Source organism: Flammeovirga sp. SJP92 (assembly GCF_001583495.1).
In the GTDB taxonomy this organism is placed as follows: Bacteria; Bacteroidota; Bacteroidia; order Cytophagales; family Flammeovirgaceae; genus Flammeovirga.
Map to the genome: position 1 here is coordinate 22,107 of NZ_LQAQ01000034.1, position 22,145 is coordinate 44,251.

Genomic DNA, 22,145 nt, shown 5'->3' on the forward strand with positions numbered 1-22,145 from the left:
GTATTACTTAATTACAGTAACATGAGTTGCATCTCTATGTTGCGTTCCAAAGAATTCACTTTCATATTCTATGATGACTGTATAAACCGATGCTGGCACCAATTTATTCTGATAAGTACCATTCCAACCTACACCTTCTTGCTGTGCTTCATTGGAATCTTTATAATCAGCATGGAAAATAATTTCTCCCCAGCTGTTATAAACGGTCATTTTCAAGTTGACAGCGTATTTTGAACGTATAATGAATTCGTCATTTACACCATCCGAGTTAGGTGTAAAGGCCGTTGGATTAAAGAAAATTGGAGGACAACCTCTTGTCACCACCATGGAAGTAACAGTCTCACAGTTATCTTCTGTTGAGGTATCTACAATACGTACAGTATACTCTCCTCCTTCAAAACGTGTTACTGAAGAGGTGGTTTCATCAGAATCTTCCCAAGCATAAACGTATCCTTCACCTTCAGGTGCTTGTATTACAATTTCATTTAATTCTTCAAAACAAAATAGCGTGTCTTGCACTTCAAATTCAGGAGGTAAAGGTCTGTGTAAAAACTCATATTCATGTGTAATTAAACATTCAACTCCTGAAAGATCGTGTGTTACAAGGTTTGTCATAGTATAAATGCCCGGTTCTGACACTGTGATTTTAGGACCAGCGGTACCTTCAGACCATTGATATTGACCAATAGTACCTTCAAAGCCAATGATAGTTCCATCAATTTCAATGCTCTCTCCTTCACAAGCATAATATGTTGATTGCTCAGGTTTTGGTAGTAAAATACTATGGATTGTTACACTATCTTCGGTAAAACACCCTGTATCATTCCATGCCTTTACAGTATAAACTGTGGTCTCTTCAGTCGGTGTAACAGTAATGCTCGATGTGGTTTCCCCCGTACTCCATTCAAAAACAGTTCCTCCTTCTACAGACAAAGTAGTTGATGACCCTTCACAAAGATAAAAAGCCTCCTGTTGCTCTAAGTAAGGATAATCGCTTATATAAACATCTTGTATGATCTCTTCTACACAGCCTTTATAAGATTGTATCAATAATTTAACTTTATAAGTTCCAGCTTTAGCATAGGTGAAAGTTGGAGAAACTGCTGTTGAACTTACTGCAGTCGAATCATTCTCCCAATCAAAATACCACTCAAACCCTTTTACAATAGACGGGTCTGTATTAATATCTATTCCATTAAAAGTAGAAGTATTGGTAAATACCGTTTCTTCTCCAATACAAACATCAGGTGCTTCAAAATTGACCACAGGCAATGGATAAACCACGACTGAAGAAGAAGTAGAATCTTCAGCACAAAGATTTTCAGTAGTGACCGTTAAGTTAACGGTATAAATCCCTGCCTCTGGAAATTTATAATATGAAATGGAATCAGGAGTTGAAAAACTATCCACTAATTTACCATCTAGTAAAAACTCCCAAGTATACTCTGAAATCTCACCGTATGTGAAAGGTTCAAAATTAGATTGACTTGCATCCAAAAGTGCTGAATCTAAAACACAAGCCTCAGAAAGGTTCGCAATTACAGCATTCGGTGATGGTTCAAACTTCACATTGAAAGTCCTTGTGGAAAAGGCCACTTTTGTATCAGTATGATTATTTTCACTATTGATAAAATCTTCATATACTGCATCTATCCATATTTCTAAGGTATAATCTCTCCCTCCTGGATGATTAGGATTGACTTCAAAATACCCTCCTGAAGTACCATAAGAAAAAGTTGCTACTGAATCTGCACCTCCATTTTCAGCAGGAATTTCTTCCCCATCCACAATCCATTGATATTTTGTGGTGGCCTTATAGCTAAACTTATCTTCCACATAAAGATCCGCTGGATGAAAGTTCTCATCGTATCCTTTTACAGTATAAGTCTCTTCAGAAATACAGACAATAATATCATCAATACTCAATTCCGGCTTCTTAAAAATCGTAACTGTTTCATCCGTAATTGCATCATAATTACACTTCGCTTCCACTCCATCTCCAAGATCGAGTGTAGATTCAAAAATAAGTTTTGGTGAATACACCCAATTGGAATCATTGGTATAAGTAAATGTTTGAAGAGAATCAACCCCTTCATAACCATCGCCGGATGCCCAAATGTATCCAATTTCTTTTACTTCACTTGATACAAAAGCTGGCAGTGCAATCATCTCAGTGGTGAGTGGTGCATATCCTGCTTTTTTATTAATATAAAATGAGCCACTTACACCTTTCACACTCACTGCAAAAGGTTCTGAGTGATTGGAACAACTTTGAACATCAATGGTTTCAAGGCGAACTTCATAATCACCAGGTCCAAAATAATATTCCAATTCACCTGTATACATTTCTATAGTATTGACAATCAAACCATCTTGTTCCACTGTCCAAATCCATTGATAAATAGGCACATCATCACCATTAGCATATTTCCTTAAGACTGAATTACCTTCAGTCCCATCTGCTTTATCTATAAAATCAACTTTTGCTGGGCAATCAAGCACAGAGTCAGAAGCCGTAAAATGGGCCTCTCCTAGTGGCAAATCTGGCACCTCAAAAGTGATAGAATCTGTGGTGCTACAACCATAAAAATCAATGATTTCAAGTTCCATGGTGTGTGTGCCTGCTGAAAATGCATCAAACCTGAAAACACCGTTCAGTCTGTCGCTTTCACTTACTGAAGAAGTGACGCCAGAAGGGTCTCTTACTTTCCATTTATAAGTTGCATAATCTGGATAATATACAGTAGTATCTGAGATGTTTGGATCAATATAGGTTTCAACATAATCACATTGAAAATTAAAATTGACGTATTCAGATGCATCACTTGAGAAATCTATAATAGGTTTTGTCACCAGCGTATATACATTATAGGAATTGATTTCACAATTGGTCAAATCTGAAGAGACCTGAAGATACACCTCATTACTCCAACTCTGTGGCACCTTTAAAGTATCATACGTATATTTTAAATCTGGAACGTCTTTTCCTGTTCCACTTTCAACCATTTCCCCATTGACATACCAAGCCCAACTTGGATTGGGAGCTTCAATTCTTGAACTTGCACTTAATGAATACGTAACCTCTTCTCCTAAACATACTGCATACTCATCTGATCGTACAGTGATGTCCATAGCATGAACCGTAATCAAACCTTGCTCTACGGTTTCTGAACAGCCATTGTAATAATAAGCGGTTAACTCTATAATCCAATTTCCAGCCTCATGAAAATTCATATAAGGCGTTCTACTGTTGTAATAAGGATACAAACGAATTGATGTATTTTCTTTTCTAAAAGACCAGCTGTAATATCCTGAATCGGTTACTTTTGGATCAAAATACAATCCAGTACCTTGACAGATTTCAGTAGGATTAGTATAATTTCCAATATCATCATATAATGTAAAATCCCAGTGAATATCAATTGGTTCTGGTTTTACGGCTATAGAAATTGAATTGGAATAACTATGAATACAATAACTTGATCCTTCTGTAGGGACTGAAGGAACAGAAGCTTGGTTTTCAATAGTCAGTTTAACGTTAATTTCATCCCCGTAATCAATACCTAAAGCAAGAAAATCAGGGTGATTAACAATGTCCTCATTAATGTCTTTTGTAATGATATTGGCGGTATCTAGACCCACTATTATTTCCCATACATAATCACTTCCCGTTTCAGCTCCTTTTGAGATATTTTCGATGTATACTTTCTCAGGATTACAAAGTTCTGTGACCCCTAATACAAAATTAGCTTGAGGCTCTAAAATTGTGATGGTCTTATAAACAGGATCACCTTCACATCCATCTTGAACTGCTTTTAAACCAACAGTATATTCCCCTGGCTCTAGATGATCATAGGTTTGATAACCATTAGCATCAATTGAAGAAGTCCATGCTCCATCACCAAAATAATCCCAAAGGTAAGTGACTTCTGCTTCATCAATTGTTCCCAAGTCTGTTGTGTTATTGAAATGAACAAGTGCACCATTACAAAAATCGGGACCATCCAATACTTCAAAATCTACTTTTACAGGCTCACCTACTTGCAGTTCATCTGTTGCTGTGACTGTACATCCAGCAGCAAAATTTATTGTCACTTTTAGATCATAAATATCCGCAGCAAGGTTTTTCATCTCAAAACGTTTTCCTGTACCAGACACTTTTGCACCCGTATTTCTTCCTATAGCCTCCCATGATCTCGATGCCGAATTATCGGATGCAACCATTTCATTTTGAGTCAATACATATCCAACTTCTAACGTGTGAGGTGCACAATCACTATAAACATCAATTATTTCTGCAGTAATGGGATAAGAATAAATATCAATTTCATTAATGACACATTCTCCTGCATCATTACCTACCAATTCAATCGTATGTTCACCATACCCACTTAATGTAAAAGTAGGCTTCAACTCATTTTCATAAAGCTTTTTATCGGTATCTTTTATTCTCCAGAAAAAGTTTGTCACATCATGTAAATTATTGATGCTTAGGTTAACAGAATAGTTTTCGGTACAAAAGACCTCTCTGTCGGCCTTAATTGTAATATCCGAGAGTTCCATTGGAGGAATATTAATGACCTGTGAATAGCTACAGTTTTTTCCAACATAAGCAGTCACTGTAACAATCTGCGTAAAGTTACTTGTATTCGTAAAGTTATACGTTACTGTGTCTGGAAGCTGTGAGGTAATAATATTTCCACCTCCAAAACTCCAAACAATTTCTTGATCTTTAAGGTTCTCTGGTAAATCAGGGATAAAGGATACAGGATAAAAAGCACAATAAGTATCGGGTAATTCATAATAAAACATATTTGTACCTGCATCTAAAACAACAGGAACGGTAGCCGTTTGTGTACACCCACCATAAGTAGCTTTCACTGTCACTGTGTAATGATCTCCACCTGAGGTATCATAATAATGCGTCACTTCTTCACCTTGTCCAGAATTACCATCTCCAAAATCCCATTCGTAAGACATTCCGCTTGCCACTGTTTTTCCTGTTTTATCAAAAATTGCCGAAGCCTTAAACGTTTGATTCACCGAAGTGGCACAAGTAATCACCTCAGAAGGGCTTATACTTGGTAAGATTAAATCAGAAATAGTGATATATTCCTGCACTTCTTCAATATCACAACCGTTGGCTGTTTTACCACGGATAGTTGCAATATAGGGTTGATCCCTAGCCGGCAATGCTCTCGAATATTCGTTTTCATCCAATACCTGACCATTGAGAATAAATTGCACATCACTTAATTCTATAGAGGATTCTACCGCAAAAGAAACTTGTGTTCCATCACATCCTTCTGTTGTGCTTGCCGTAAAACTCACTTCTGGAGATTTGGATATTTTAATAGTCGCTTTCAATGATTTTGAAGTGCCGTTTTGTGTAAAGGTCACCACCAAATTAAAGGTTCTTTCTTCATCTGTCTGAAAAGTATGAAATGGATTTCGCTCTGTGGAAGTATTGGTGTCTCCAAAGTCCCATGATACATTGGAAATCGTTCCATTTCCCTCATCACCGATATAAAAATACGAATAATAAGTCTTACAGCGATCTATTGTTTTTTCTGTAATGTCCTCTCCTCCTGACATACCTTCAGAAGCACTAGCCATAAGCTTTTGAGCAAATGAAAACTGAGGTAAACAGAGGATAATAAATAAAAGTAATACGAAATTATAAAGCTTGCTTTTCATATTGTTAGTTTACTGAAATTAAATGGATGGTATTGGACATTTTGCATGGCTTGGAATTTCTTTTTTCAAGTTCCTTTTTTTGTAGTAGTTAGGATAGAAATTCAAGTTGTAGCTAATGGATATTTCATGAGAGTTTCCTTCCCCCAGAGTGAGTCCCCCAATCGGTAAATCAAAACTATATCCAATAGTAAATCGGTTCAACTTTACACCCGACATCACTACAAAAGCATCTTGATTGATCTGATCTGGATGTCCGTTTGCTTTTACAGGCAAACCTCTGTACCACATCCCAAAAATGATAGGATTGTAATTTAAAGTGGCGCCCAAACTTAACTGATCACCTGTGCCCTGTGATTGATAATGCATCATCAAACTGATGGTTTTGTCATCATAATTGGCAATAGCTCCTTTCCACTTATAGGTCAAAGGGATTTTATATCCGGCATTCACACTGAATCGAAGTGGAAGAATATCTGCCCCGTTCTGAAGACGGGAAATATTCGGTTGATTCATATGATAAACTGAAGCACCCACCCAGAATTGATTGGAGTAAAGCATCAATCCCGAAGACACATCAGGATAAATTTTGTTTTGATCTGTCAAACGATCGGCAGTAGAGTTTCCAATATTACCGTCGTTATCAATCTGATCATTAAATATAAAATTATTGAAGCCTAATGTAGATTGCTCAAATCCACCTTGTAATCCAAAACTCAAGCTATATTTCTTGTTAATTTTTAAGTGGTAAGCTCCTGTAAGATTGAATGAAAATCGTGTCATAGCCGTACCTGAAGTGACTCCCAGTACATCTTGATGTGCTAAAAAACCTACACCAATATTCTTTTTAGGAATAGGTGTATCAAATGACGCTAAAAAAGTATTGTAATTCAGCGGAACGCCAATCCATTGGTTTCTATAATTCAGATTTATTCTGCCGTCTCCGCTTGTTCCTGCTAAAGAAGGGTTCAAATAAAGTGGGGAGGCATAATATTGTGATAACTGTGCGTCTTGCGCCTGTACATCTGCTTCAGATAAGGAAAGTAAATTCACAATGTGAAGACATACAATAAAGTAAAGTAGTTTGTAAGACATAGTTTTGCTTTGTTCTCAAAAAAATTGGTTGTTGAACACTTCAAATCTACGTAATATTTTGATTTTTTTAAGTTTCTTAGGCAAGAATTAATAGTTTGAGATTTATACACCTTCAAATTTATGTATTTTGGGTTCGCATTCCTTCATAATGAAACCGTTTAAATTAAAACACGCATGAAATATACAATCCGCCTCATTCAAAAAGAAGATTTAAATGACTTAAAAAAGGTGCTTCAATCCATAGAATTATTTCCTGCAGAAATGTTAGAAGAAATGTCTTCAGATTATTTTGAGAATTCAAACTCAGAGGAGATTTGGTTTACAGCATTGATCAATGATATCCCTATTGGTATTGGGTTTTGTGCTCCTGAAAAATTTACCGATGGCACTTTCAACCTTTATGCAATTGGTATTCACGCTTCTCATCAAGGGAAAGGAATAGGGCAAGAAATGATGGCTTTCTTGGAAGAATATCTTTCTACAAATGGTGCTAGAATTCTAATTGTTGACACTTCCGGAACTGATGCCTTTACGTTAACCCGCACTTTTTATGAAAAATTAGGTTATAAGAAAGAAGCTGTACTGAAAGATTTTTGGGCTGAAGGTGATGATAAAGTTACTTACACAAAGCGGTTGATACCATAATCTCAATTTCTATCATAACATGATCATTATCCGAGAGTTACTAACAAATAATCGATTTTATACTTTATTGGTCTCAGAAATATTCATAAGGCTAATAAATTATCCATGCATCACATCTATTTTTTTAAAGAAGGTATCACAAGTAGAAAGTTGCAAACTTGAAACTAATTAGATTGTATAATGATGTGGAAGAAAGTGGTTTTAAATCCTTTCAAACAATCATGAATACATTTACCTACTTTTAAAGTCACAAATTATTTCAAAGGCGGGTCAACTAATGCTTATGATGTATCTTTTACGAAATACTCTCTCAATGCTTATAAAATAAATTTGATTCACAGCTAGAAAAACTATTCAATCAATTTTTGCCATATACTTAGAATAATCTACTAAAGTGATGTGCTGTAAGAATATTGCATTATAACATCCTAACGAACCACAATAAGCAACCACTTTATTCATAAAAGAATTTAGTATAATTAAACTGATGTAGACTCTCTAACCAATAAGTTTGTATTCAATATTTTATGAATAAACCCAAGCGTTTCCCTGTCTTCAGTTTCAATTTCCATAATTAATCTTTTGGCCGCTTGCACACCAATATCAAAGGCGGGCTGTTCTACCGTAGAAAGTTGGGGTTCTACAATTTCGGTTATCGGATCACCAGCAAAACCTGCCAAGGCAATTTCCTCTGGCACTTTAATTCCCTTGGCTTTAAGCTCTTTCAATACTTGGATCGCCATATAATCACTCATACAAAAAATGGCATCAGGTCTTTTTTTCAAGGCTAAAATACGTTCCGTTGCTTCTTTGGCATCCAAACTCAGATTATCACACTGAAGTACATAAGCATCTGTCGTAGATCGTCCGGCATTTTTTAAAGCATCCATAAAGCCTTTGTACCTTTTTTGACTAATTGACAAAGACATTGGCCCACTGAGGTGTGCTAGATTTTGGTATCCTTTTTCTATCAAATGGGAAGTGATCTCATAAGCTCCTTTGTAATCGTCCACCAATACTTGTGAAATCTCAATCTTGTCAGTTCCTCTGTCAAATAAAACGACTGGAGTGTTTCTATCTTGAGCGTTGGTGATGTGTTGATAGTCATTGGTTTCTTTCGATAATGAAATTAAAATACCCGCTACTCTACTGTTTACCAACGCATTTACTTGATTAATTTCTTCTTCGTATTCCTCATTGGATTGACAGACCATCACAATATAACCATGTTCCTTGGCTACTTTTTGAATGCCACTTAATGCTTGGGCAAAAAAGTGCTGACGGGCAATCTCTGGTATCACAACACCTATCAAATTGGTATTTTTACTTGCTAAATTTGACGCTAAAATATTCTTTTGATAATTCAGTTTCGCCGCCATCTCATGGACAAGAGTTTTCGTCTCTTTACTCACATCAGGGTGATTTCTCAAGGCTCTTGAAACTGTAGATTTTGAAATGTTAAGCCGAATTGCGATGTCGTGAATTGTATATACCTTGCCCATGAAAAAAATTGTTGTTTGACTTCTACAAATATATCATTTTTCATAGAAGGTTTATACTCCTCTCCCCTCTTTGTAAGGTTGACAGATGAAAATCATCTAACTTGAAAATAACATGAATGAGATTTTTATGGACAAAAAAGAAGCCCCTCCATGATAGAGAAGGCTTCTCGCCATTTACAACTTAATGCTCTAAGTGTAATCTGTATTTACTGATACTTGAATAGATTAAAAAGTCGGAGTTTAAGTGCTATTTTATCTCCAAAAGTTTGTGTTAATCTGTTTATCAAAGAAAACCCTATTCGATAATTAAAGTCTGTAGTTTAATACTATTACTATGATCTTATTGTCAATAGTAATACAATGAGGCCCTACTTTCACCCTATCGACATTAACTTTCAATAACACTAAATCACTGTAAAAGAGAAATTTAAAACGTACTCTTATACCATTTCCAACGTTTTCTCTTTTCTTACTGTTTTCTTCTTTTTCTTTCTACCTCTCCAAAGTAAAAAACCTGTAACCGGCAAACTACTTGCTATAAGAGATACAAAGAACATAATGAACTTCCCTGCCAGACCTAAAATTCCTCCAGTGTGTATATCATAATTCAGACGGATAATTTTATCCGTTAGAGTTGTATCCTTGTATCTTCCACGGTAATCATTTACTGAAAACTCTTCTAAAGTATGCTGATCAAAATACCTCCAATCTAATTTTCCATATTGTCCATGTTCGGGACTTGTATAGATCTTAATTATATCTTCACTCTTTTGAGGAATGTAAATAGCGGAACCTAAAATCGTTTCATCCTCTTTCAAGACTTTATTCCAAGCTTGATCAATTGTTGTTGATGTAGAATCAAATTTAATACTAGCATCAGACAGTAACTCTCTTTGTTCTACCATAGTTTTTCCTCCTGATAAAACAAAATAAACCCCTTTTTCAAACCATGAATAAGACCAAACCAAACCAGTGATGACCGTAAAAATAAGAATCCATGTAGCGTAGAAACCTAATACACTATGCAAATCATAATTCTGTCTTCTCCATCTTGCACTCCACTTTATTTTGAATTTTTGTTTTAAGGCTTTCTTTTTTGTGTTTTTAGGCCACCATAAAACCATTCCTGAAATTAATAACACAAGAAATACAAGTGTTGAGACCCCTACTATTTGTTCTCCATAAGGCAATAGTAAAGAGATATGTAGATAAAGAACAACAGTAAAAAAGTCTGTTCTGAGGTTCTTAACTTTTAAAACTTCACCAGTATATTGATCGATAAAAGTCAAATAAAAGTAGGGTGCATCATCTGCATAATGCAAAGCCATCGAAGCATTCTGAGGTGTTTCGTAATAGATACGCTGTACCTTCATACCGTCTGTGGCTTTTAATGCAATCTTTTTGATTTCAGAAGGAGGAAGCACCTCACCTTTCACTTCTTTTACAAATCTGTAAGGCTGAATTAATTCCTGTATTTCGTGTTCAAAAGCATAGATGGCTCCTGTAATTGAAACAATAAATACTACCAGTCCCGAAACTAGGCCTAATAATAAATGTATTTTTCCGATAATCTTTTTTAGTGTCATAGGATGGGTATAATTAGAAGATGGCCATAGGAAACCCTATGGCCAAGTTTTCAAGGTTTGGCTTGTACATTGTAATTAGGGTCCAACCCAAAATGTCTTATTTGAATTACTCTGCAACATTCAACTCGAAGATGGCTTTTGTATAGTGACCTACGATACTTGCACCTTCTGAAGCTTTGGCTGTTGCAACATCAATAGTATAAATCTTAGCTCCATTAGAGTTCGATACATTTACATATACTTTTCCATCTTTCACTAAAGCTGCCATTTCCCAGCCACCGCCAGTCATTGGAATATTAGACACTTGAGTTACTGATTGATCATTTAAATCAACAATCATAAAGCTTAAATGCTCTGAACCAGCTTCAATATTAGGTGAATAAGCAGACCAATGTACCAAATCACTCATTACGGCACGAACTAACATTTTTCCATTTCCAAGGTATACAGCAGTATTGATTTTATAACCACCACTTTTTTCTTGGAAATTGAAGAAATAATCAGAGTCAAAATCTGTTTCACCATTCTTGATTCTTAAGAAACCTGAAGGAGTAGTTGGCGTAGGCAAGAAACCACAAGCCAATGATGAAGTAGAGAAGGTATAGATGTTGCCATTTTCATCTTCTTGCATAGAAAAGTCTGAAGTATATCTACCAATTTCTGAAGTTCTAGTATCCTCAATCAATTTTACAAACTCCATAGAAGGGTAGTCATAAACAGCAATTTTTGCAGTTTCGGCTTTTGGAGTTGCAAATGCCGGCACCGTTTCACCTGTACCTGTCAAGAAATAAGAGAGAAATAATTTATCACCTACAACAGAAACACCTGTAGGAAAAGCCACTAGATCTTCTTCTCTTCTTTCATCAATTCTCGTTTTGGCTCTGCTTTCTATTGACATGTCATTTTTGTCAATCAGATAGATTGTTCTTTCTTCAAAACCTTCGCGAGGTGAACCAATGGCAATAAAGTAATTGTCATCCACATTTGTAGTGGCATACACACCTTGATCGGTAATCAATTGTCCTTCATTGATCAATTGTCCTTCTTCACCGCTTAAGCTGTAGCCCGTAAAAATATTATCACTTGTATATCCGGCTGCAATAATCATATCTCCCGCCTTGAAAAATGACATCCATGCAGGTTGTTCCAATCCATTTCCAATAGGAGAAATCTCTCCTTGAAAAATTGTATCTGCTGTCAAAAGAACATCCTGACCACCTTCTGCCTCAATGCCTAAAACAAATTTCTGTTCTTCAGCAGGAGTAGTAGTATTACTACTTTCCTCACATGAGAAGAAAGAGAAAAGTGAAAGTCCAGTAAAGATGAGTTGTAAAAATTGCTTTTTCATGTTGAAAAAATGTTTGTTAAATTTTAATTCTGAATAAAATAACGTGCTTTTATACTGAATGCACGACCAGGTTTTTGTTGATTAAGGTTATCGTAAACCTTTGTATCAAGGATATTAGTACACAAGAGAGACAGGTTATATCTTCCGTCTTTCAAAGTGTAAGTAATGTCTATATTGTGAGTAAGTTGACTTGGAATTTCCGCCTTTGAAGACTCTGAACCTAGGCTTGGCCACTTGAAATAAAAGTCATGAACGTATCTTGATATTGTTGTCACTGCAATGCTTTGCCTTCTTCGGAGCTGTTTGTTGAAACTCAACGTAAGGTTGCCAAAAAGGTAAGGCTCGTTGGGTACTCTATCTCTATAAAATGCGGACTCTGAATCATTATTTCTTAAGTCTTGATAGGTACCTGCAAAGCCTATATTAAAAGTATTTTTGATGTTGTAGTTTAATGTCAAGTCCACTCCGTTTGCCCTTACACTTTTATCGTTCAAGTAATAGCTTCTGTTCATTCTTGGTTCAAAACGAATATAATTTTTAGTACCTCGGATGAAACCATTGACTTCTAAATGAAGCCTATTTGATTTTCCAGGTTCTGAACTAAATCGTACACCTACATTAAGGTTATCACTTTCTTCGGGTAGTAATTCTTGATTAGGTATTACATTCAATCCGTCTCCAAATAATTCATACGATTCAGGGAAACGGTACGCCTTTTCATAAGAAGCTTTCAATTGAATTTTATTCAGTTTGAAAGTACTCGCCAATCCATAACCATTAGCGTCATTGACATATTTAAACTCTTCTGATTCTGTACCTTGGAAATTGGATTGAATAGCAAAAAGATCGTAGAAATATTTCTTACCAAAAACGATATTGCTCCATTTATCTTCAAAAGCAGAATAGGTATAAGATGCACCTATCACCTGTTTTGTAACATCATTAGGTTCAGAGAATTGCGTATTATTTTGAGGCTGATACTTATCTTCTCCTTTTATTGATAACTTATTCATGGAATAATTCACCGCAATACTATGATTGTTGGTTAATGCATATTCAGCATTAAAGTTTCCAAGAAGATTTTTCTGATAAAAAAGCAGGTCTGATTTTCTACCCATTTCACCAGTAGTGACATGAGCATTTTCCTCATACCCACCCAACCAATCATAACGGTGTGGACACACATCAACAGTATTTGTTTTTGAGTCTACATATACTACATAACTGTTTACATTGAAGCCTTTCCAAAAAAGATTCTTCTTATGATAAGTGAAATTATAGATCAGTTTATCTTCTTGAATGTACGCTTCTCCATTGGGAAATGAAGTCACACCAGTTGCATAAGGATTTTGTTGTATTTCCTTATAATTATCAGAGTACATCACTCCTACCATTAACTCGTCAGCAAACTTCTTCCCCATAAAACCAACTTCTCCCCAAACCATTTTTGAGGTATAAGCATCATGAAATCTTCGGACCTTTGTGGGTTCATCTGCCAGTTTTCCACTTTCAAAATCCAGAAGGTGAACATCCATTTCATAATCATTATCACTATGGTTATAGAAGGATTTTATACTTGCTGTAAAGCCTGTGTTCTTATGATGGTACTGTGTGTTAAATGAAGCCCTATGTGTATTGAAATTCCCATAGGAATAAGAAGCATCTAAATAATTAATTGGCCTTTTTGAAGTAATAATATTAACGGCACCACCCAATGCATCAGAAGAAAGGTGAATTGGAACAGCACCTTTGTAAACTTCAATTCCTTCAATTAAATTGACAGGAAAGTTGTTTAAAGTCAGAGACGAACCAAAATAGTCCATGGGCACCCCATCAATAAAAGTTCTAATTCTATTACCTGAAAGACCGTTTAATGAAAGGCTGAAATTTGAACCTAAACCTCCGTCTTGTCTGATATTAACACCAGAGATTCTACCTAATAACTGACTAGCATCTACAGTTGTATTTTTAAACAACTCGGTTTCTATAACTTCTACAGCATATGCCTCTTCTCTAAGCAAAGTTGCATCAGATTTACCATAAATAGTGACTTGATCCAGCTTTGTAGTCGAAGATTTCAGTCCTACTTTCAAAGGACTTTTCATTGGCACCTTAACAGCTTGTTCAAAAGCTTCAAAACCCACAAAAGTAATTTGCAACGTATAAGTACCTGCCTTTAAAGTTTCAAAAGAAAAATGGCCATTAATGTCTGTTCGTGTGGTCTTCTTTAGTTCCTTCACATGAACAGTTGCAAAGGAGACCGCTTTGTTCGCATCATCTACTACTGTCCCTGATAATTTATTTTGGGCAAAAGCAGTAGAACCTACAAAAAGTAAGAATAGAAGTGAGATGAATGTTTTCATTAATTTGATTCTATTGGAGGATTAAGCCTCATTTTGTTTGTGTTGAGCTCTATATTTATTAGGTGTTATTCCCAAGCTGTTTTTAAAAGCATAGGAAAAATGTGACGCGTGCTGATAGCCTATTTTCTCTGAAATAATGGCTATAGGAAGCGTTGTTGAGACTAATAAAACCTGTGCCTTCTGCATTCTTTTCCTATTGGCAAATTCGAAGATGGTTTCATTAAATACTTCTTTAAAATTTCGTTTTAGATAAGAGGCATTCATGCCAATTTTTTTGGATAAGTCTGGGATAGAATACTGGTGTTCCAAATTATTTGTAATAATACTTTTCACCTTAAGTAGTTTCTCCTGCTTTTCGTCTTGCGTATTTTCTACAGGAAACCTTAATTCATATACTTCAGTGATCAGTTCATAAATTTTAGCATTTACATACAAATATTCGCTATCACCTGACTTATCATTCTCAATAATATCCCAGAGAATTTCTTGGATCTTTTTGTTCAGCTCGAAAGAGGTTGACACATTATTGGGAAAAATTTCCTTGAAAATCTGTGATGCGTTTTCAAATGAAGGTTCAAAAAATGTTTTATTAAAGGATAAGACCAAGAGTTCAATTTTTTTATTTTCCCTGCATAAAAACTCCAATTTCTTTTGCTTGATAATGATCCCTTCCTCTACAGAAAGTGACTGATCTTTCTGAATAGTGATCCCATTGTCCTTTAAACTAAAAATCATGTAATAACTGTTGTCGTCTAAATGAAAAATAGTTTCTTGATAAGTTTTTAAGGTGATGTATTTTAATTGGTATGAAGCAAAAGAAAACTCCTTCACAGCTCCGCTTGCCGTGTTGGTGTTCCACTTACTGCTTTTCCTCAACTTACTGTTTTCATTAATATTGGTATGAGAGACTCTAGTAAGTTCTTCTAAGTTTTTTGAGTAGGATAGTTCTGATATTTCAATTTTCTCCATGCTAGAGAGAGATATTTGTGTTTTTGTAATTGATTTATTTACGGAAACAAAACTATACTTATTTAGATTAATTTAAAATAACAAAACACAGAATAAAAACACTCAAAATATTGTACTTTACCAATACAGAACACGCTAAAAAATTATTTAACAAAAGATTAAAATTTAACTTTTACTATCTTCAATCTCTTTCTGATAAGTCAAGAATACCTTTTTTCGTAATTTTAATTTCTGAAATCGATGCTTTCCAAAGGTAAAGCCTGCCAATATTTGCAGTGTTATTTAAACTTATTCTAAATAACAAAACTAAAATTACATCTTAACTTTCAACATAATGATACCTTTATTAGCAAAGGAAAACAACCAGCCAAAAGCCAATGACGCTATTAACTTTTCATTTCTTTTTAATCAAAATGAGGAGAATATATTCAAGTATAAAAAGGGAGTTATCTCGGCCACCAAAAGGGTTTTTAAGTTTTTGAAAAATCGAAAGAAGCCCTTCAGTGGAATGGATCACAATACCCTAAGTACTGTTTTTGAGCAAATCAATATCAACAAACAGCCGCTGGATGAACAATATGTGATGGATGAACTAGAAAATATTTATCTAGATCACGCAGTAGCTTTCCATCTCCCAAAATATATTGCTCATCTCAATTGTCCCATTGTGATTCCATCATTGATTGGAGAGCAAATTCTTTCTGCCGTCAATTCTTCATTAGACACTTATGATCAAAGTGCAGGAGGAACATTTATTGAGCAGAAATTGATTGACTGGACGGGTAAGCAAATTGGCTATAAATCACCTGACGGTGTGTTTACTAGTGGTGGTACGCAATCTAATTTAATGGCCGTTTTGTTGATGAGAGACGCATTTTATCATAAAAGACAAAAACATGATGTCACAATGAAAGGGGTTTCTCAGGCAAAAGGTCAACTAAAAATATTTTGCTCCGAATGCAGTCATTTCAGTATTAAAAAGAGTGCTGCATTATTAGGTTTAGGGGAAGAAGCAGTTGTAAGTATTCCAGTATCTGATCAGTTTGTAATGGATACAGAAGCGTTGGAGTCGGCTATTTTGAATGAATATATCAATGGCAACTGCCCTATTGGAGTTGTGGCCACGGCCGGTACTACGGATTATGGAAGTATTGATCCATTAAACAAAATTGCAAGCATTGCTCAACGTTATCAAATTTGGTTCCATGTCGATGCGGCTGTTGGAGGTGGGTTACTGCTTTCTGATGAATATAAATATCTGTTAGCTGGAATAGAAAAATCTGATTCTACAACGGTAGATTATCATAAAACTTATTTCCAAACAGTAAGTTGCAGTGGTTTTGTGGTGAAAGATCCTAACAGCCTAAATTTAATCAGTCATCATGCGGATTATTTAAATCCAAAGGATCATAAAGATGCTGGAGTACCTAACCAAGTTGATAAGTCATTACAAACTACCAAAAGGTTTGATGCTTTAAAACTTTGGATGACATTCCGATTAATGGGTACAGATCAATTGGGTAAATATTATGAACAAACGCTTCAACTGACGCAAAAAGCAGCGAAAATAATAGATAATCACTTAGAATTTGAATTGCTCAATCCCCCTGCCCTTCATTCCTTGGTTTTCCGTTTTAAGCCAGAAAACATGAACGATACTCAACTGAATACACTGAATATGCTTTTAAGAAAAAAGTTATTTGCAGATGGAGAAGCAGTAGTTGCAGGTACAAAATTCAAAGGTAATTATTATTTGAAGTTCACCATTCTGAATCCCATTATGACTGAAAAGAACTTTGAAGAAATTCTTGGCATCCTTTCAAAAATAGGACATCAAATAGTAGAAGAAGAGAAAAACATCGCTTAATAAAACAAACAAATGAACGATAAAATATATGATATTATTGGGATTGGAATTGGTCCCTTTAACCTTGGATTAGCTTGTCTTACGGAACCAATTGAAGAGCTAGACTGTCTATTTTTAGATAAATCTGATGCATTTGACTGGCACCCTGGCATGCTGATGGAAAGTACAACATTGCAAATTCCATTTATGGCAGATCTGGTCACTATGGCCGATCCTACTAGCCCTTACTCTTTTTTGAATTATGCGAAGCAAATGGGAAGAATGTATTCTTTTTATATCAAAGAAGACTTCCTATTGCTGAGAAACGAATATAATTTGTATTGCCAATGGGTGGTACAGCAACTGAATACCTTGAAGTTTTCAACCAATGTTGAAATGGTATGCTACAATGATGATGAACAAGTTTTTTATCTGACTTGCCTAACTACTGGAACTGATGAGCCTTTGATTTACAAATGTAAAAAAGTAGTATTGGGAACGGGTACCAAACCTTATGTTCCCAATGCTCTCAAAGGTATTGGTAAAAAGGCAACTCACTCTGCTTCTTACCTTTCAAATAAGGCTGAACTTCAAAAGAAAAAGGCCATCACTGTGGTAGGAAGTGGTCAAAGTGCCGCAGAGATTTTCAGTGATTTATTAGAAGAAGTAGATGCGTATGGTTATCAACTCAATTGGGTCACGCGTTCACACCGTTTTTTCCCAATGGAATATACAAAACTTACTTTGGAAATGACTTCTCCTGAGTATGTGGACTATTTCTTTGACCTACCATTAGAGAAAAGAGAGGCATTACTACAAGAACAAAAACACCTGTACAAAGGCATCAACTCTGATTTAATCAATAGCATTTTTGATACTATCTATGCTAAGAAATTAATGAATGATGTAGATATCAATTTGAGAACCAACTCAACGGTAACTGCTTCTAGCATTGAAGGAGATAAAGTAAAGCTTGAAGTTTTTCAAAACGAAGAAGAAAAATACTATCAACATGACACAGAGGCAGTAGTAATGGCAACAGGCTATCATTATCAATTACCTTCATTTATGGAAGGTCTGTTGAAACATGTTCAATGGGACGAAAAAGGCAGATTGAGAGCTAATCGAAATTATACAATCGATAAAGAAAGTAAAAATATCTTTGTTCAAAATGCAGAGCTTTACACACATGGTTTTGTTTCTCCAGATCTTGGTATGGGGAGCTACCGTAATTCTTATATCATTAAAGAAATTACAGGAAAGAAATATTATCCCATTGAAAAGAAAATTGCTTTCCAACAATTCAAAGTTTCAGAAAAAGAGGAAATCATAAAAGAAGAAATTCTGGTATGAAAGTAAAAACAATATTGATGCTCATCACACTTGTGGCTGTGGTGAGCGATACAATGCTTCATCCCTTTTATCCTCAGTTTTTTGGTGAAAGGTTTGAAATTTTCAGCTCAGAACATGTTGGTTTTTACTTGGCTGCATGTTGCCTGACCGTAATGATTGCTTTCCCATTTTGGGCCAGAGTTCAAAAAAATGCAGATCTATTTTCACTCTTAATTTATACACAATTAATCGCTGGAATATTATGTGTCAGTATATTTTGGGTTGACAATATCATGCTCTTTTGGGGAGTAGCGCTTTTGATGATTTTTTTCAAGGGAAGTTATCTCCTCATCTACCCCTATATCATGCAATTGGATGAGGAAGATGAACATACTTCTTCCATCAGTATTCTGTCTGTCATTGTGCACCTTGGAGCCATACTTGGTGCCTTTATTGGAGGTGCAATTGTTGATTATATCGACACCTATGTTGTATTTTTTATTATGGCCTCTGGAGACTTCCTTCAACTAGCCGTCTGTTTTTACCTCAAATACAAACGAAATGTAAAATCAATTGTACATGAGGAGGCAAGTACACAACAAGGGTTCTTCCATATCAAAAAGCCCATCTTTATGATTGGCGGTATCACAATGACACTCTACTTCAGTACATTTTTGATCCGTCCTTTCTTCTCTGTGTATTGGGAAACCATTTCTGAATATGATAGCAAAGTGGTCTCTGGATTGATGTATTCACTTCCTGCTTTTGTAGGTTTGGTGGCATTGTGGTACAATCATAAATTCAAATCAGAGAAAAGTAGTTTTAAACAGATTATCCCTGCCTTAATATTAGGCATTGTAGGAATTGGTTTACAAGGCAGTATGATTGAAGCTGTAGTGATCATAGGTCGATTGGTATATGGTTGGGCAATTTTTCAATTGTATGTACAGTTTGATGTCATTGCCTTCACACTTTCAACACCCTCAGAGTATGCCACAGATTATAGTAGAATACACTTGATGCAAAACTTTGGTGTACTGATTTCTTCAATGATTGCAGGGTATACAGTAGAACTATTTTCTATTCAAATGACATTCTGGATGTCAATTGCAGGGTTTCTTTTAACAGCTAGTTTCTTCATTTTAGGGTTCAGCTCCTATCTTAAAAAAGAAGAGAAAGAACCTGAACTAACAACAGCAAATGCTTAAATAATATGGTACAAAATATATATGAAACTCCTTTTGGTGTAGACTTCTGGCAGAAGAAAGCTACTGAAAGCAGTTACAACATTAATCAGGATTTATCATTTAAATTCGCTCCTTTTCAATTAGACAAAGATGTTCCATTGCTGCACCATTGGGTTAACCAACCCTATGCTAAATATTGGCAATTGGAAAACAGTTCCATCGAAACAGTATACGACTCCTATAAAGAAATTCTTGAAGGAAAGAATACTTGTGTTTTTTGGGGTGTACTCAATGATAAGAAAGTGTTTTTGGTAGAATTTTATTATGCTCCCAAAGACAGAGTAGGTCAACACTATGATGCAAAAATTGGAGATTATGGATTTCATGTGTACTCAATGATAAGAAAGTGTTTTTGGTAGAATTTTATTATGCTCCCAAAGACAGAGTAGGTCAACACTATGATGCAAAAATTGGAGATTATGGATTTCATATTCTTGCGGGTCCTAAAGAAATGGTTATCTCCCAATTCACCACTCATATTTTTGTTTACCTACTCACTTTCTTATTTCAACAAGAAGAAGTAGAAAGAGTTGTTGTTGAGCCCGATGTCAACAATGAGAAAATTCATGTGCTCAACAAGAGAGCTGGTTTTATTTATGATAAAAAAATCGAGTTTGAAGAGAAAACAGCATTTCTTGCTTTTAATAACAGAAGCAGTTTTCAAAAAGCTTTAGATAACATTCAACTTCCATAATCTTCTCATTATGAATATGCACACACTCGCTCATCACAAAGAAGCTGTAGATCATTTGGAAGCTTCAACTTGGGAAAAGGTCAACCAGAAATATGTCTGCAAGGCCATTAGTGAATTTGCTCACGAAAAACTACTTCAACCGTCTTTAATCTCAGAAGGTGAATTTTCAACTTATCAGATCCAAAGTACTGACCAGCAATTCAGTTATATTTTTGATGCTAAAATTCTTCAATTGGATCATTGGTGGATCAAAGTTGATAGTATAGTTAAGCAAGTCAACGGCAAAAAAACAGACATTTTATTAATAGATTTTATTCAAGAGTTTAAAGATCAATTAGAAATCCCTGCAGAAATGTTACCAACCTATCTGGAAGAGATTACGAATACTCTTTACTCTTTGAATTATAAATACAAACACCATAAAACTTCAGCTTCAACACTTGCTCATTCAAATTTCCAAACCATTGAAGGCAATATGATTGAAGGGCACCCTTGTTTTGTCGCCAACAGTGGGAGAATTGGTTTTACTGCTGAAGATTTCCTACACTATTCTCCGGAGGCATCAAACGGCTTTCAACTATTGTGGCTGGCAGGACACCGTTCTGTGGCTACTTTCACGGCTGTTGCTGGCTTGAGTTATGAAGATGTCATGCAGCAAGAGATGGGAAAAGCCCAATTTGAGATTTTCAAAAATATCCTACAAGTACGTGGATTAGACCCTGATGATTATGTAATCTTTCCAATGCATCCTTGGCAATGGCAAAGTAAGCTATCTACAATCTTCGCTTCCGATATTACGAAGAAAAAATTGATACTATTAGGTGAGGGTGCTGATACTTACCAGCCACAGCAATCTACCCGAACACTGTTCAATAAAAGCTACCCTGAAAAGTTTTATGTAAAAACTGCATTATCTATTCAGAATATGGGTTTCTTGCGTGGGTTGTCTCCTTATTATATGCAGTCCACACCTTCTATTACAGAATGGATCAATACAAAACTCCAACATGATGTATATCTGAACAAGTACGGTTTTGAAATGCTGGGTGAGGTAGCGACCATGGGTTATAGAAATACTAATTTTGAGTCTTTAGGAAGGACCAATGCTTACAATAAAATGTTGGCAGTGCTTTGGAGAGAATCGCCAGAACAGTATCTTCAAAAGGGACAAAAAGCAACCACAATGGCTTCTCTATTACATATCACTCCTGAAGGTGAATCATTACTTAAAGCCTTCATTGAAACTTCAAAACTTACTCCTCAAGAATGGATCTGTTGTTATTTGAATGTGTATCTGAAACCACTTCTTCACTGTTTGTATCAACATGAAATTGCTTTTATGCCTCATGGAGAAAACCTCATTTTAAGAATGGAAAATAATGTTCCAGTGGGTGTTTTCATGAAAGACATTACAGAAGAAGTAGTATTGTTTGAAGAGGAAGAAGGATTGCCTGAACCTGTGCAGCGTTTAGTAGTAAAAACAACTGATGAGATTAAAGCATTAAGTATTTTAACAGATGTATTTGACTGTTTTTTCCGATTTATTGGTCAAATAGTGGAAGAACACAAAGTGATGAAAGAAAATCAGTTCTGGGAATTGGTGAGTGAATGTATTCTTTCTTATCAAACAGAAAACCCACATTTGTCTGAGAAATTTGCTAAAAGTGATCTTTTCAGTGAAGACTTTATTCTTTCCTGCTTAAACCGATTACAACTTCAAAACAATAAACAAATGGTAGATCTTACTGATCCAGTAAATAGTTTACAGTTTATTGGTAGAATTAAAAACCCTATTCATCAATTTCAACCCAACTTAGTTTAGAA

Annotated in this window: 14 protein-coding genes; 7 read left to right on the plus strand and 7 right to left on the minus strand. The window is 35.4% G+C overall.

The genetic code is table 11. From position 1 onward, the window contains the following. Window positions 1-3: 3 nt before the first annotated feature. Both AVL50_RS08215 and AVL50_RS08220 read right to left on the minus strand, forming a co-directional pair. Window positions 4-5,697: a PKD domain-containing protein gene (locus tag AVL50_RS08215; RefSeq protein ID WP_062616009.1), complete on the minus strand. Its 5,694-nt coding sequence runs from the start codon at window positions 5,695-5,697 to the stop codon at window positions 4-6. An 18-nt stretch (window positions 5,698-5,715) separates the two neighbouring features. Continuing rightward, entirely contained in the window at window positions 5,716-6,789 is a 1,074-nt protein-coding gene (locus tag AVL50_RS08220) for a type IX secretion system membrane protein PorP/SprF (protein WP_062616010.1), read from the minus strand. Window positions 6,790-6,963: 174 nt separating this feature from the next. Between AVL50_RS08220 and AVL50_RS08225 the strand changes: the two genes are divergently transcribed. Further along, window positions 6,964-7,434 (plus strand): GNAT family N-acetyltransferase, encoded by a 471-nt coding sequence (locus tag AVL50_RS08225; RefSeq protein ID WP_062616011.1) that lies wholly within the window; start codon window positions 6,964-6,966, stop codon window positions 7,432-7,434. Between the two features lie 479 nt (window positions 7,435-7,913). Here AVL50_RS08225 and AVL50_RS08230 read toward each other — a convergent pair whose 3' ends face one another. The 5 genes from AVL50_RS08230 to AVL50_RS08250 form a co-directional block, all read right to left on the minus strand. Next, on the minus strand, window positions 7,914-8,936 hold the full coding sequence (locus tag AVL50_RS08230) for a LacI family DNA-binding transcriptional regulator (protein ID WP_062616012.1): 1,023 nt from the start codon (window positions 8,934-8,936) through the stop codon (window positions 7,914-7,916). 440 nt (window positions 8,937-9,376) lie between these two features. Continuing rightward, a complete protein-coding gene (locus AVL50_RS08235) occupies window positions 9,377-10,522 on the minus strand; it encodes a PepSY domain-containing protein (protein WP_062616013.1) in 1,146 nt (381 codons plus the stop codon). Window positions 10,523-10,628: 106 nt separating this feature from the next. Continuing rightward, window positions 10,629-11,870: a DUF4374 domain-containing protein gene (locus AVL50_RS08240; RefSeq protein ID WP_062616014.1), complete on the minus strand. Its 1,242-nt coding sequence runs from the start codon at window positions 11,868-11,870 to the stop codon at window positions 10,629-10,631. Window positions 11,871-11,893: 23 nt separating this feature from the next. Further along, window positions 11,894-14,233, minus strand: a complete 2,340-nt coding sequence (locus AVL50_RS08245; protein ID WP_062616015.1) for a TonB-dependent receptor — start codon at window positions 14,231-14,233, stop codon at window positions 11,894-11,896. Window positions 14,234-14,254: 21 nt separating this feature from the next. Further along, window positions 14,255-15,202 (minus strand): AraC family transcriptional regulator, encoded by a 948-nt coding sequence (locus AVL50_RS08250; RefSeq protein ID WP_062616016.1) that lies wholly within the window; start codon window positions 15,200-15,202, stop codon window positions 14,255-14,257. Window positions 15,203-15,536: 334 nt separating this feature from the next. Between AVL50_RS08250 and AVL50_RS08255 the strand changes: the two genes are divergently transcribed. From AVL50_RS08255 to AVL50_RS08280, 6 genes are read left to right on the plus strand one after another with little or no spacing between them, the layout of a single operon-like run. Then, window positions 15,537-17,069 carry an aspartate aminotransferase family protein gene (locus tag AVL50_RS08255; RefSeq protein ID WP_062616017.1) on the plus strand — a complete coding sequence of 511 codons (1,533 nt, stop codon included), beginning with the start codon at window positions 15,537-15,539 and terminating at the stop codon, window positions 17,067-17,069. A gap of 12 nt (window positions 17,070-17,081) precedes the next feature. Continuing rightward, entirely contained in the window at window positions 17,082-18,401 is a 1,320-nt protein-coding gene (locus AVL50_RS08260; protein WP_062616018.1) for a lysine N(6)-hydroxylase/L-ornithine N(5)-oxygenase family protein, read from the plus strand. Beyond that, window positions 18,398-19,588, plus strand: a complete 1,191-nt coding sequence (locus tag AVL50_RS08265; RefSeq protein WP_062616019.1) for an MFS transporter — start codon at window positions 18,398-18,400, stop codon at window positions 19,586-19,588. The genes AVL50_RS08260 and AVL50_RS08265 overlap by 4 nt, the downstream gene beginning before the upstream one ends. A gap of 5 nt (window positions 19,589-19,593) precedes the next feature. Next, complete coding sequence (locus AVL50_RS08270; RefSeq protein ID WP_062616020.1) at window positions 19,594-19,986, plus strand: GNAT family N-acetyltransferase; 393 nt, start codon at window positions 19,594-19,596, stop codon at window positions 19,984-19,986. Further along, entirely contained in the window at window positions 19,974-20,321 is a 348-nt protein-coding gene (locus tag AVL50_RS08275; RefSeq protein ID WP_172826795.1) for a GNAT family N-acetyltransferase, read from the plus strand. The genes AVL50_RS08270 and AVL50_RS08275 overlap by 13 nt, the downstream gene beginning before the upstream one ends. 16 nt (window positions 20,322-20,337) lie before the next feature. Beyond that, window positions 20,338-22,143 (plus strand): IucA/IucC family siderophore biosynthesis protein, encoded by a 1,806-nt coding sequence (locus tag AVL50_RS08280; protein ID WP_172826796.1) that lies wholly within the window; start codon window positions 20,338-20,340, stop codon window positions 22,141-22,143. The last annotated feature ends 2 nt before the right edge of the window (window positions 22,144-22,145 follow it).

Bases quoted from the DNA above. Each gene is read 5' to 3' on its own strand.
- AVL50_RS08220 (WP_062616010.1), bottom strand. From the start codon at position 6,789: ATGTCTTACAAACTACTTTACTTTATTGTATGTCTTCACATTGTGAAT.
- AVL50_RS08215 (WP_062616009.1), bottom strand. From the start codon at position 5,697: ATGAAAAGCAAGCTTTATAATTTCGTATTACTTTTATTTATTATCCTC.
- AVL50_RS08280 (WP_172826796.1), top strand. From the start codon at position 20,338: ATGCACACACTCGCTCATCACAAAGAAGCTGTAGATCATTTGGAAGCT.
- AVL50_RS08255 (WP_062616017.1), top strand. From the start codon at position 15,537: ATGATACCTTTATTAGCAAAGGAAAACAACCAGCCAAAAGCCAATGAC.
- AVL50_RS08235 (WP_062616013.1), bottom strand. From the start codon at position 10,522: ATGACACTAAAAAAGATTATCGGAAAAATACATTTATTATTAGGCCTA.
- AVL50_RS08240 (WP_062616014.1), bottom strand. From the start codon at position 11,870: ATGAAAAAGCAATTTTTACAACTCATCTTTACTGGACTTTCACTTTTC.
- AVL50_RS08265 (WP_062616019.1), top strand. From the start codon at position 18,398: ATGAAAGTAAAAACAATATTGATGCTCATCACACTTGTGGCTGTGGTG.
- AVL50_RS08230 (WP_062616012.1), bottom strand. From the start codon at position 8,936: ATGGGCAAGGTATATACAATTCACGACATCGCAATTCGGCTTAACATT.
- AVL50_RS08250 (WP_062616016.1), bottom strand. From the start codon at position 15,202: ATGGAGAAAATTGAAATATCAGAACTATCCTACTCAAAAAACTTAGAA.
- AVL50_RS08270 (WP_062616020.1), top strand. From the start codon at position 19,594: ATGGTACAAAATATATATGAAACTCCTTTTGGTGTAGACTTCTGGCAG.
- AVL50_RS08260 (WP_062616018.1), top strand. From the start codon at position 17,082: ATGAACGATAAAATATATGATATTATTGGGATTGGAATTGGTCCCTTT.
- AVL50_RS08245 (WP_062616015.1), bottom strand. From the start codon at position 14,233: ATGAAAACATTCATCTCACTTCTATTCTTACTTTTTGTAGGTTCTACT.
- AVL50_RS08225 (WP_062616011.1), top strand. From the start codon at position 6,964: ATGAAATATACAATCCGCCTCATTCAAAAAGAAGATTTAAATGACTTA.